Annotated in this window: 14 protein-coding genes and 1 pseudogene; 3 read left to right on the top strand and 12 right to left on the bottom strand. The window is 62.3% G+C overall.

The window, feature by feature from the left end:
- Positions 1–27: 27 nt before the first annotated feature.
- Both ACN2XU_RS21995 and ACN2XU_RS21990 read left to right on the top strand, forming a co-directional pair.
- A pseudogene (locus ACN2XU_RS21995) lies at positions 28–144 on the top strand (IS5/IS1182 family transposase); the annotation flags it as partial.
- Positions 145–238: 94 nt separating this feature from the next.
- The gene (locus ACN2XU_RS21990) at positions 239–727 is read left to right on the top strand and encodes a helix-turn-helix domain-containing protein (protein WP_419412501.1); all 489 of its coding nucleotides are present in this window, start codon (positions 239–241) and stop codon (positions 725–727) included.
- Positions 728–956: 229 nt separating this feature from the next.
- Here the strand turns inward: ACN2XU_RS21990 and ACN2XU_RS21985 are convergent, their stop codons facing one another.
- Positions 957–1,679, bottom strand: coding sequence for an alpha/beta fold hydrolase (locus ACN2XU_RS21985; protein ID WP_419412500.1), 723 nt, complete (start codon positions 1,677–1,679; stop codon positions 957–959).
- A gap of 59 nt (positions 1,680–1,738) precedes the next feature.
- Complete coding sequence (locus ACN2XU_RS21980) at positions 1,739–2,338, bottom strand: 2-hydroxychromene-2-carboxylate isomerase (RefSeq protein WP_419412499.1); 600 nt, start codon at positions 2,336–2,338, stop codon at positions 1,739–1,741.
- Between the two features lie 95 nt (positions 2,339–2,433).
- Here ACN2XU_RS21980 and ACN2XU_RS21975 point away from each other — a divergent pair, with 95 nt between their 5' ends.
- The gene (locus tag ACN2XU_RS21975) at positions 2,434–3,444 is read left to right on the top strand and encodes a ribose-phosphate pyrophosphokinase (RefSeq protein WP_419412498.1); all 1,011 of its coding nucleotides are present in this window, start codon (positions 2,434–2,436) and stop codon (positions 3,442–3,444) included.
- A 60-nt stretch (positions 3,445–3,504) separates the two neighbouring features.
- On the opposite strand, the gene ACN2XU_RS21970 is transcribed toward ACN2XU_RS21975, so the two are convergent.
- From ACN2XU_RS21970 to ACN2XU_RS21925, 10 genes are all read right to left on the bottom strand, one after another.
- Positions 3,505–3,906, bottom strand: coding sequence for a DUF1801 domain-containing protein (locus ACN2XU_RS21970; RefSeq protein WP_419412497.1), 402 nt, complete (start codon positions 3,904–3,906; stop codon positions 3,505–3,507).
- A complete protein-coding gene (locus ACN2XU_RS21965; protein ID WP_419412503.1) occupies positions 3,903–4,187 on the bottom strand; it encodes an SMI1/KNR4 family protein in 285 nt (94 codons plus the stop codon). The genes ACN2XU_RS21970 and ACN2XU_RS21965 overlap by 4 nt, the downstream gene beginning before the upstream one ends.
- Positions 4,188–4,407: 220 nt before the next feature.
- Positions 4,408–4,758 carry an H-type lectin domain-containing protein gene (locus tag ACN2XU_RS21960; protein WP_419412496.1) on the bottom strand — a complete coding sequence of 117 codons (351 nt, stop codon included), beginning with the start codon at positions 4,756–4,758 and terminating at the stop codon, positions 4,408–4,410.
- A gap of 95 nt (positions 4,759–4,853) precedes the next feature.
- Entirely contained in the window at positions 4,854–5,525 is a 672-nt protein-coding gene (locus tag ACN2XU_RS21955; protein ID WP_419412495.1) for a MarC family protein, read from the bottom strand.
- Positions 5,526–5,731: 206 nt separating this feature from the next.
- Positions 5,732–6,166 carry a F0F1 ATP synthase subunit epsilon gene (locus ACN2XU_RS21950; RefSeq protein WP_419412494.1) on the bottom strand — a complete coding sequence of 145 codons (435 nt, stop codon included), beginning with the start codon at positions 6,164–6,166 and terminating at the stop codon, positions 5,732–5,734.
- Between the two features lie 57 nt (positions 6,167–6,223).
- Complete coding sequence (gene atpD / locus ACN2XU_RS21945) at positions 6,224–7,648, bottom strand: F0F1 ATP synthase subunit beta (protein WP_419412493.1); 1,425 nt, start codon at positions 7,646–7,648, stop codon at positions 6,224–6,226.
- A 19-nt stretch (positions 7,649–7,667) separates the two neighbouring features.
- Positions 7,668–8,552: a F0F1 ATP synthase subunit gamma gene (locus ACN2XU_RS21940; RefSeq protein ID WP_419412492.1), complete on the bottom strand. Its 885-nt coding sequence runs from the start codon at positions 8,550–8,552 to the stop codon at positions 7,668–7,670.
- A 12-nt stretch (positions 8,553–8,564) separates the two neighbouring features.
- A complete protein-coding gene (atpA, locus tag ACN2XU_RS21935) occupies positions 8,565–10,103 on the bottom strand; it encodes a F0F1 ATP synthase subunit alpha (protein ID WP_419412491.1) in 1,539 nt (512 codons plus the stop codon).
- Positions 10,104–10,670, bottom strand: a complete 567-nt coding sequence (locus tag ACN2XU_RS21930; protein WP_419412490.1) for a F0F1 ATP synthase subunit delta — start codon at positions 10,668–10,670, stop codon at positions 10,104–10,106.
- A gap of 408 nt (positions 10,671–11,078) precedes the next feature.
- Positions 11,079–11,834: a methyltransferase domain-containing protein gene (locus ACN2XU_RS21925; RefSeq protein ID WP_419412489.1), complete on the bottom strand. Its 756-nt coding sequence runs from the start codon at positions 11,832–11,834 to the stop codon at positions 11,079–11,081.
- Positions 11,835–11,875: the final 41 nt, after the last annotated feature.

The raw sequence follows: 11,875 nt of genomic DNA, 5'->3' as shown, positions 1-11,875 counted from the left end.
GCACAATGCACTGCCGGGCAGTGATGCGAGATCCTGTTCGGCCGACTGAAGGACTGGCGGCGGGTCGCAACACGCTAAGACAGAAACCCGGTCATCGTCCTCTCGGCCATCGTCTTGGCTGCCATCGTCATCTTCTGGCTATGATTGGGAATGAGTCCTGGGCCAAGTGGGTGACATTGCGTCCAAGCTCTCGCTCAGTTTCTTATTGGAAGCTAAGCACGAGATAGGAAAATTGTCGATGGATGACACCGCCCAGACGGACATTCTTGTCCAGCGCCTTCATTTTTTGGCAGTCCGTCACGGGCTGAATGTCAAAGAAATGGCTGAAAAGTGCGGTGTTCCAAAGAGTTCCCTGGAAGGTTATATGCGGCTGAAAGGCGCAAAGCGCCCCGGCATTGACGCACTCATCGCCATAGCCGATGCCATGGACGTATCAATAGATTGGCTGGTTGGGCGGTCGGATGGAAAAGGCATGGGAGAAGCTGAGCGCCGACAGCTTATCTTGGCGATGTACACCCTTGTGGTTCAGGATCTGAGGAACATCGACGACGCTCAAGGTCGTTCGAAGGAACTCATAGTTGCGGACGGTAAGATCGGAAACCGCGAGATAGGCGACTATGCCGCGCAAATGATGCTGCACTTTATGGCGACTGAGGCTGTCATTCCCAGCAGTGATTTTGAGACCTTCCGAATATTCGATGAAATCCTGCAAGACATGGATGACTAGCAGCCGTGCGGTCTGCGGATTTTGCCGCACGGTCAGGCCAAAAACCCCTTTGTTTTCAATGAAGGTGTTTCCGGCCTTGCCCGCATTCCAGCCCGTTTCGGCCCGAAACTGTCAAAACCTCTGCAACTGACCAACCCATAACCCATTGATTTTACTGCGTCCAATCTCCCCCCTTTCAAATTCATCTGTAACCGCTCACCCTCGGCGCGTCCGCAGGACGCGCCCCACCTCAACGCACTGAGATCGCCTCGGCCACGTCCTCCGGATGGGTCAGAACCAGCATATGCCCCGCCCCCGGCACCACCACATCGCGCGCAGCGGGCAGGCGCGCCATCAGCCCCGCATGCACCTGTTCGATGATCGGCACGGTCATCTCGCCCCGGATCAGCGTCACGGGGCAGTCGAGCGCCTCCAGGCGGCCGGGGACCAACATCGCATGGATATCCTGCCACAGGCTCTGTTCCGTGCCCGCGACGAAGGGCATGCCTTCCGCCATGTTGTCCTTGACCGCCTCGGGGAATTTATCCCACGCGGTGCCGCCACCCCAGATCCGGTTGAAGCTGCGCGCGGCCGCCCGCAGGTCGCCGGTCGCATAGACGTCGAAGAAGGCTTCCTCGCGGGCGCGGTGCTCGGCAAAGCCCGGCTTGCCCTTCGCGGCGGCAAAGAACACCGGCTCGATCAGGCTCAGAGACGCGATCCGCTCCGGTGCCTCCAGCGCAAGGCGCAGGGCCACGGTCGCGCCAAAGCTGTGCCCGACAAGGTGCATCCCCGGCTCCAGCAGGGGCCGCACCGCCGCTGTGGCCTGATCGTGCACGTCCGGCCCGGCGCGGAACGGCGCGCTGCGGCCATGACCGGGCAGGTCCGGCGCGACAACGGTCCAGCCGTCCCCAAGCGTCTTGACCATGCCTTTCCACATCCCGCCGTTCCCAAGGCCGCAGTGCAGGGCAAGCATCCGGCGCCCGCCTGTCCCAAAGCTGCGTGAGGCGACTGCCTGCCTCTCCGCCGTGGCCATCAGAGCTTGCCCGCCAGATGCGCGTCAAGATCGTCAAGCCGGTCCTGCCCCCAGAACACCTGCCCGCTGTCCACCGCGTAGAACGGCGCACCGAACACGCCGCGATCCACCGCTTCGTCGAGGGTACGGGCATAGGTTTCCGCCCCGATCAGCAGGCCGCTGTCGGCAAGGCCCGGATCGAACCCCGCCTCGCTCAGGCAGGCGCGGATCACGTCGTCCTGCGCCACGTCCTTGTCCTCGGCCCAGACGCTGCGCAGGATCGCGTGGCACAGCCGCCCGAGATCGCCGCCACCGGCATTTTGGGCTGCGATGATGGCATAGCTGCTCGGCGCCATATTGGTCGGCCAATGCGCCGGTTTCAGGTTGAACGGCAGATCGGCCTTCTTCGCCTGCCGGATCAGTTCCTGCGCGCGATATGCCTGCCTGTTCGGATGCCGCTCGCCCGGCGGGGTGCCCCCGGTGCGCGCGAACAATGCCAGGATATCGAGCGGTTTGTAGGTGATTGTCGCACCATGCCGCGCCGCGATCTCTTCGAGCCGCGTACCCGCAAGGTAGGCATAAGGCGACAGTGTCGCAAAAAAGTAGTCGATATGAGCCATGGTGTCGCCTTTACCCTGTAACGCTGGCGGGGAACTTAGGGCCATGCTAACCGGACCGCAACTTGTCGATTCCACCACCTGCCGGAGCTGCCGCCATGCCCACCGTCGTCGAACCCAAGCTGATCTCGGGAAATGCCAACAAACCGCTCGCGCAGGCCATCGCCCGGCGCATGTCGCTGTATCGCGGGATGAGTGTCGGTCTGGTCGACGCGCGGGTCGAGCGGTTCAACGATGGCGAGATCTTCGTCGAGGTCTTCGAAAACGTGCGCGGCGAGGATATGTTCATCATCCAGCCCACGTCGAACCCGGCGAACGACAATCTGATGGAGCTGCTGATCATGGCCGATGCGCTGCGCCGCTCATCGGCCAGCCGCATCACCGCCGTTATTCCGTACTTCGGCTATGCCCGTCAGGACCGCCGGACCAAGGCCCGCACGCCGATCACCGCCAAGCTGGTGGCGAACATGATCGCGGAGGCCGGGATCGAGCGGGTTCTGACGCTGGACCTGCACGCGGCGCAGATCCAGGGCTTTTTCGACATTCCGGTGGACAACCTTTATGCCTCGCCGATCTTTGCGCTGGATATCCTGCGCCAGTTCAAGGGCGCGATGGACGACATCATGGTGATTTCGCCTGACGTCGGCGGCGTGGCGCGGGCGCGCGAGTTGGCCAAGCGGATCAATGCGCCGCTGGCCATTGTCGACAAGCGCCGTGAGAAGCCCGGCGAAGTGGCCGAAATGACCGTGATCGGCGACGTGACCGGCAAGAAGTGCTTTATCGTTGATGACATGTGCGACACGGCTGGCACGCTGTGCAAGGCGGCGGAGGTGCTTCTGGAGCACGGCGCGACCGAGGTGCACGCGTATATCTCGCACGGCGTCATGAGCGGACCCGCAGTCGAGCGGGTGTCCAAGTCCGTGATGAAATCCCTGGTTCTCACCGATTCCATTCAGCCGACCGAAGCCGTCGCGGCCGCCCCCAACATCCGCATCCTGCCGACCGCACCGATGTTTGCCCAATCCATCCTGAACATCTGGAATGGCACCTCCGTGTCGTCCCTGTTCGAGACGGAGACCTTGGGGCCGATCTATGAGGGCATTCTCTAAGGCATCGCCGGAACGGAAAAAGCGGCTGGCGGGTCACGCGATCCGCCAGCCGTTGTCTGTTCAGAGGCGATAGGTCAGAGCGCCCAGAATAAGGGCGTCAAACACCCCTTGATCCGGCGGACTACCGGGATCGAACAAGAGAGCGCGGTTGCCATCATAGCGGCAGATCGCTCCAAACACAGCGCGGTGATCCGCGATCACACGCGTCTGACAATGGCAAAGGATGGCGCAACCGCCCGACTTTGGAACGCCAAGCCGCAGTGGTGTGCCGGCTCTCGTTTCCCGGGTCTCGTAACTTGGCTGACCCCATTTGAGCGTTTCGTGCAAAGGACCGATGCGAGGATCTTCGGCGGCAAGATCGAGGATACGGCGTCGGACAGTCAGCAAAGCGGCGCGTTCCGGCTCGGGGAAGACCTCAAAGGCGGGCGCGACGGACGCGGGGATGGATCGGGAGTCAGTCATCCTTTGCGGAGTATCCGTTCGAACAATCCTGGCTTTCCAAGATCCACATAGAGTTCGAGCCACTCCGAGAAGCTGTCCCCCAGCTTCGTTGTTTCGTTGAAATCATGGACCCAGAACCAGACAGGGGCTGTTTCATGACGCGTCTTCATATCGCCCGAAGAAAAGCAAAATTTGTTTCCCATAGCGTCCGAGGCGAGAGCGATCAGGTTTTGAGGCAACCCGATGGGCCACCAATCCTCTGTTTCTGTGATAATTTCTGGGGGCTCATTGAAGTGGCTGATGTCGGAAGGTCAGGAAATACGGATCCTTGGTCAACAATGGCTTCAAGAAGGTTGAGTCCGATGTCTGGCAAACCGACCTCCAGAACCTGATCTCGATACTCCGACGGCAGGTAGATTTTCAACTCGGCCTCGACCATGACGAGAGATTCCGGACGCACGTCTATCATGTCTCGGCAGCCGCTGTGCCAGCGGTCCGCAAAGCGCCTTAAAGCGGACGCCATCAATAAAGCTCCCAGTCATCCTCCGACGTCACCTCGCCGATGGCTGTCCAGCTCATGCGGACGCGGGCAACGCGGGTGTCGGACCATGTGCGGAAGACCAGCTCGAAGTGCGTTTCGGTCACGTTTTCGGCGGCAATATCGGCGCGAACGTTGGCCCCCTGATCCATGTCCCAGAGCGACAGCGAGACCTGCACCGTGGGAATGGACCGGAAGGGTTCGGAGAAGCGGACCTTCTTGCGGCGCTCGCGCGATCCGTGGCCGGTCCACATGTCCCCGCCAGAGGCAAAATCCGAGAAAACCTCGTCATTGCCCTGATCAATCCCGATCAGCGATCCCACGTATTTCTTCATCACACACCTCGTCTACTTGTCCAAATCTTTCCGGATTTTGGTGGAAATTTGAACGGGTAAGATGCAAAGCCGGGCATTTTGCCCGGAACCGTGTTTCATTCCGGGTTCAGCACCGAGCCATCTTGCATCGGTGGCAAGCGCAAGGCGCCGACCGCGTCAAGACCGCCAAGCACCGCGTCGACGGCCACCGTGGCCAGGACGATGCCCATGACCCGACTGATCACCCCGGCCCCGGTGTTGCCGAGAACCCGCTTCAAGCGGGCTGCCAACAGCAGCAGGATCAGCGTGACCAGCATGACCACGGTCAGAAGCCCCGCCGTGACCACCTGTTCCTGAACGGAATGACGGTGATTGTCGGTCAGGACGACAATCGCCAGCATGGCGCCGGGAGAGGCGATTGAGGGCATGGCAAGGGGGAAGACGGCGCCGGAGAGGTGATCGCGCTCGGCAGAGTGAATCTCCTGTTCGGGCTTCCCCTCGCCGAAAATCATGCTGAGGGCAAAGAGGAAGAGGATGATGCCGCCCGCGATCTGGAACGAGCCGAAACGCAGACCGAGGCCTTCGAGAAGGATCTGCCCAGCCAGAAGGAAGCCCAGGAGCACCAGCCACGCCACCAGCACCGCGCGCAAGGCAAAGCGGCGGTGCAGCGCCGCAGGGACGGTGGCCGTGGCGAAGTAGAAGACCGGCAACGTGCCGATGGGGTCGATCACCACGAAGAGCGTGATGAGTTCGCGCAGCATGCCCGCCCAGTCGAGTGTGAAATCCATGATTGCCCCGCTCCGTTTCCCTGAGGGAATAGGCCGAACCGACCTGCGTGCAAAGGCAAAAACGCGGCATATGTTTGCCTCCGCCGCCATGGCACGCAACAGGGGTGCGGGGCACAGCCCCGCCCTACGCACGGTCCGTACATAGACAAAAGGCCCCGCGCGGGAACGCAGGGCCTTTCGTGATTGTCAGTTCGAAGCGGGTGGCTTCAGAGCGAGGGGCTCATCGGGTCGAGGCCGATGTGCGTGCCCACGGCGACCATGTCCTGCAGCAGCTTGGCTGCGTCGTCCACGGGGCCGGGCTCGTTCTGGAAGGCTTCCTTGGTCTGCTTGTAGGCGTTGTGCGCCTCTTCAACCAGGGCTTCGTAGGTGGCCTGATCCATGTCCGCGCGCGGCAGGGCCTTTTCCGCCAGAACGGAAAGGCTCTCGCCGATCTCGGCAAACCCGCCGGTGACCACGAACTGCTCGGTGCCGCTCTCGGTTTCGACCGTGAGGATGCCGGGGCGCAGCGTGGTGATCGTCGGGGCATGGTTCGGCATGGCGGTCATATCGCCATCGGCCCCCGGGATCTGCACGGATTTGACCTGCGTCGAGAGCAGGCTGCGTTCCGGGCTGACCAGATCGAATTGCATTGTCTCTGCCATGTCTGTCTCCTTTCAGGAGCCTGCCCCGACGCGGCCAGCGTGCCGGGGCGGCAGGGTTTAGGCGGCGTCGGCTGCCATCTTCTCGGCTTTGGCGAGCACTTCGTCGATGCCGCCAACCATGTAGAAGGCGCCTTCGGGAAGGTGGTCGTACTTGCCGGCCACAACGTCCTTGAAGGACGAAATGGTGTCCTCAAGCGGAACCTGCACACCGTCGGAGCCGGTGAAAACCTTCGCCACGTCGAACGGCTGCGAGAGGAAGCGCTGGATCTTGCGGGCACGGGCCACGGTCAGCTTGTCCTCTTCGGACAGTTCGTCCATCCCGAGGATGGCGATGATGTCCTGAAGCGACTTGTACCGCTGCAGGATACCCTGCACGTCACGCGCGACGTTGTAGTGCTCTTCGCCCACGATCTGCGGGTCCATCAGACGCGAGTTCGAATCGAGCGGGTCCACGGCCGGGTAGATGCCCAGCTCGGAGATCGCACGGTTCAGAACCGTCGTTGCGTCAAGGTGCGCGAAGGTGGTTGCGGGCGCAGGGTCGGTAAGGTCGTCCGCGGGAACGTACACGGCCTGAATGGAGGTAATCGAACCATTCTTGGTCGAGGTGATGCGTTCCTGCATCTGGCCCATGTCGGTGGCCAGCGTCGGCTGGTAGCCCACAGCAGAGGGGATACGGCCAAGAAGTGCGGACACCTCGGAACCGGCCTGCGTGAATCGGAAGATGTTGTCCACGAAGAACAGAACGTCGGTGCCGGACTGGTCGCGGAACTGCTCGGCCAGGGTCAGGCCGGTCAGGGCAACACGGGCACGCGCACCCGGAGGCTCGTTCATCTGACCGTACACAAGCGCCACCTGGGATTCTTCCAGGTTGTCGGGCTTGATGACGTTGGATTCGATCATCTCGTGATACAGGTCGTTGCCTTCACGGGTCCGCTCGCCAACACCGGCGAACACGGAGTAGCCCGAGTGCACTTTTGCGATGTTGTTGATCAGTTCCATGATGAGAACGGTCTTGCCCACGCCGGCGCCGCCGAACAGGCCGATCTTGCCACCCTTGGAGTAGGGCGCCAGCAGGTCGATGACCTTGATGCCGGTGACCAGGATCTCGGATTCCGTCGACTGTTGGTCGAAGGCCGGGGCGTCCTGGTGGATGGAGCGGTACTCGGTCGCGTTGAGCGGCTCACCTTCGTCCACCGGCTCGCCGATGACGTTCAGGATGCGGCCCAGCGTTGCGTTGCCAACCGGCACCGAAATCGGGGCACCGGTGTCGCTGACTTCCTGACCACGAACGAGACCTTCGGTCGCGTCCATGGCGATGGTGCGGACAGTGTTTTCGCCGAGGTGCTGGGCCACTTCGAGAACGAGGGTCTTGCCCTGGTTCTCGGTGTTCAGCGCGTTCAGGATTTCCGGCAGGTGGTCGTCGAACTGCACGTCGACCACGGCGCCAATCACCTGGGTGATCTTGCCTAGTGCGTTTGCCATTGGTTTCGTCTCCGGTGTCTTAGAGCGCCTCGGCGCCCGAGATAATTTCGATCAGTTCGTTCGTGATGACGGCCTGGCGCGAACGGTTGTACTCGATGGTCAACTTGTCGATCATCTCGCCAGCGTTGCGCGTCGCGTTGTCCATGGCCGACATCCGGGCGCCCTGTTCCGAGGCACCATTCTCGAGCAGAGCCGAGAAGATCTGTGTCGCCACACCGCGCGGCAGCAGGTCCGCGAGGATCGCCTCTTCATCGGGCTCGTAGTCGTAGAGCGTCGATGCGCCTTCCTCGGTCTCTCCCTCTGCCTGTTCGTAGGCGGCGGGAATGACCTGCAGAGCGGTCGGGGTCTGGCTGATGACGGACTGGAACGTGGCGTAGAAGATCGTTGCCACGTCGAATTCGCCATTGTCGAACCGCGTCAGGAGATCGCGCGCGATGCCCTGTGCGTCACCGTAACCGATACGCTTGACGTCGGTCAGATCGACGTGACCGACAAAGAGGTCGGCGTATTCACGCTTGAGCTGTTCACGGCCTTTCTTGCCGACCGTGATGATCTTCACGGTCTTGCCAGCGGCTTTGAGCTCTTCGATCCGGACTTTGGCCAGCTTCACGATGTTGGTGTTGAATCCACCGCAAAGGCCGCGTTCCGATGTCATCACGACGAGCAGCTGCACGTCGTCCTTGCCCGTCCCGGCGAGAAGCCGGGGCGCGCTGTCGCTTGTACCGACGGAGGCCGCCAACGACGCCATCACACCGTTGAAGCGGTCCGCGTAGGGGCGGGCCGCCTCGGCCGCATCCTGGGCGCGGCGCAGTTTTGCAGCCGCGACCATCTGCATGGCCTTGGTGATCTTGCGGGTCGACTTGACCGACGCGATCCTTGTTTTCAGGTCCTTGAGATTTGGCACAGCCTTATCTCCTTATGCGAAATCGGCGGCGAAGTCGCTGATGGCAGCCTTGATCTTGTCTGCCAGCTCGCCCTTGACCTTCTGATCGTTGGTTTCGATCTCGTTCAACAGGTCAGCGTTCTTGCCGCGCAGGTGGGCCAGAAGACCGGATTCGAAGCGACCGACGTCAGACACCTTGACCTTGTCGAGGAAGCCGTTGGTGCCGGCGTAGATGACGCAGACGATCTCGGCGTTGCTCAGCGGCGAATACTGCGGCTGTTTCATCAGCTCGGTCAGACGCGCACCACGGTTCAGCAGCTGCTGGGTTGCGGCGTCGAGGTCGGAGCCGAACTGCGCGAAGGCCGCCATTTCGCGGTACTGAGCGAGGGACAGCTTGACCGGGCCAGCCACGGAGGACATCGCCTTGGTCTGGGCGGAGGAGCCCACGCGCGACACCGACAGACCGGTGTTCACGGCGGGGCGGATGCCTTGGTAGAACAGTTCGGTTTCGAGGAAGATCTGACCGTCGGTGATCGAGATCACGTTGGTCGGGATAAACGCCGAAACGTCGCCGCCCTGGGTTTCGATGATCGGCAGAGCGGTCAGCGAGCCGGAGCCGTTGTCTTCGTTCAGCTTCGCGGAGCGTTCCAGCAGGCGCGAGTGGAGGTAGAACACGTCGCCCGGGTAGGCTTCGCGGCCCGGCGGGCGACGCAGAAGCAGGGACATCTGGCGATAGGACACGGCCTGCTTGGACAGGTCATCATAGATGATGAGCGCGTGCTTGCCGTTGTCGCGGAAGTACTCGGCCATCGCGGTTGCGGCGTAGGGCGCGAGGAACTGCATCGGCGCCGGGTCGGACGCGGTTGCGGCCACGACGATCGAATATTCGATGGCGCCGGTTTCTTCGAGCTTCTTCACCAGCTGCGCCACGGTGGAGCGCTTCTGTCCGATGGCAACGTAGACGCAGTACAGCTTCTTGCTGTCGTCATCGCCGGCGGCTTCGTTGTAGGACTTCTGGTTCAGGATCGCGTCGAGGGCCACGGCGGTCTTGCCGGTCTGACGGTCACCGATGATCAGCTCACGCTGGCCACGGCCGATCGGGATCATGGCGTCAACGGCCTTGAGGCCGGTTGCCATGGGCTCGTGCACGGATTTACGCGGGATGATGCCCGGCGCCTTCACGTCCGCGATGCGGCGCTCGGAGGCGTTCAGCGGGCCCTTGCCGTCCAGCGGGTTGCCGAGGCCGTCAACGACGCGGCCCAGCAGCTCGGGACCGGCCGGCACGTCCACGATGGAGTTCGTGCGCTTGACGGTGTCGCCTTCCTTGATGTCCCGGTCGGAGCCGAAGATAACCACACCGACGTTGTCGGTTTCGAGGTTCAGGGCCATGCCCATGATGCCGCCGGGGAATTCGACCATCTCACCGGCCTGCACGGCGTCGAGGCCGTACACACGGGCAATACCGTCACCGACGGAGAGCACGCGGCCGATCTCGGCAACTTCGGCATCCTCGCCGAAGTTCTTGATCTGGTCCTTAAGGATCGCAGAAATCTCTGCTGCTTGGATACCCATTTATCCGACCTCTTTCATTGCATTCTGGAGGGATGCGAGCTTGGCTTTGATCGATGTGTCGATCATGCGCGAGCCCACCTTGACGACAAGACCGCCAATGAGGCTTTCATCGACGGTCGCATTGATTTTGACATCGCTGCCGACCTGCGCTTTCAGCGTCTCGGCCAGCTTGGCGGATTGATCGGCGCTGAGCGGCTGGGCCGAGGCGACCTCGGCCGTCACTTCGCCCTTCTCCGCCGCGATCATCTCGCGCAGGCGACGCACCATGTGCGGCACCACGAAGAGGCGGCGCTTCTGCGCCATCAGTCCCAGCGCATTGCGGAACGCAGGCAGCAGGCCCATCTTTTCCGCCACAGCCATCACGGCAGCGCCCTGTTCGTCGCGGGAATAGACCGGCGAACTCAGAAGATCGCGCAGATCGGCGCTGTCTTCGAGAGCTCGCGAGAGGTCGTCAAGGCTGGCTTCGAGCTTGGGAAGAGCATTCTCTTCTTTCACAAGTCCGAAGACGGCGGTGGCATAGCGCTCGGCGATGCCGGAGGAAACAGATGCTGATTCAGACACGTCCACCCTTCCGATATAATGCCCCCGTGTCGCACCGGTACACCGGGCGGCCGAGGGCTTGGTCGCACCTTGAGATCGTCCAAGGCGTTATAGATCGCGGCGGATGTAGCAGAGCCTCCGCATCGTCGCAACATCCTAACAGTTATTTAGGACTCATGGTATTTTATTTAAATTCAAATACTTGCTCCGGGTGCGACCTTAAGTGCGCCAAATTTGGGCAAAAAAACACGGGATTTCGGGCAGGAACGCGGGGTCAGACCGCCGTTTTGCCCCGAAAATGGCCCGAGCGGCGCCGCTGTCGCCCTGCTCCGGCCGGATCGGAATCACTTCACCCGGGCGGATTTCGCAAGGCTTGCGGGATGGCGGGCGGGGCGCCTTTCGGCTGCAGGCCGAAACAGCGGCGTCCCGCCGGCCCTAGATCGGCTTGGCCACCTTGCCGGGTTTCGGGGTCAGCACTTCGAGCGGGTTGAGCACCCGCGCCGCCTCCCCCACGCCGCGCCGCGTCGGCGGGTAGCGTTTCGAGGCGACGACCATCATCACACCGCCCGCCATCACTGCCGGGATCGCCCGGCCCGTGCTTTCCCAGAGCGCCGCGGTCTTCATCCAGAACCGACGCGTCGACGGCGGCTGATAGAGCACCGAAACATGCGCTTCGGGAATGAAGTCGTGCCGCTTGAGCTGCGCTTCGAGCTGGCTGCGTGAATACGGTCGCCCGTAGCCGAACGGCGTCGCATCCGACCGCGCCCAGAGGCCGGATCGGTTGGGCAGGACAAACAGCGCCTGACCGCCCGGACCGAGCACGCGGTAGCATTCGTCCAGCAACTCCGACGGATTCTCGGACGTCTCCAGCCCGTGCATCAGCACCAGCCGGTCAATATGCCCGGTCTCCACCGGCCAGGCCGTCTCCTCGCAGAGCACCGAGACGTTGGGCATCCCGGCGGGCCAGGGCATCACCCCCTGCGGGGCGGGCATCAGGCCAATCACGCGGCGCGAGTCCGCGAGGTAGGGCCGGAGCAGCGGCACCGCGAAACCGAACCCCGCCACCGACTGCCCCTTCAGCGCGGATTCCGGCCAGAACGTCCGCGTCTGACGGCGAATGATGTTCTGCGCCGCGCGCCCCAGCGCGTTGCGATAATAGAAGTCTCGCAATGTCTGTACGTCCAGATGCATTGCACCCCGCCTCCCGATGGGTTTGACTGAGGGTCAGTCTG

The organism is Pacificoceanicola niger, from assembly GCF_048553275.1.
Classification (GTDB): Bacteria; Pseudomonadota; Alphaproteobacteria; order Rhodobacterales; family Rhodobacteraceae; genus Pacificoceanicola.
The sequence above is the reverse complement of the archived record's forward strand: the minus strand, read 5'-3'. Positions and strand labels throughout refer to the sequence as shown.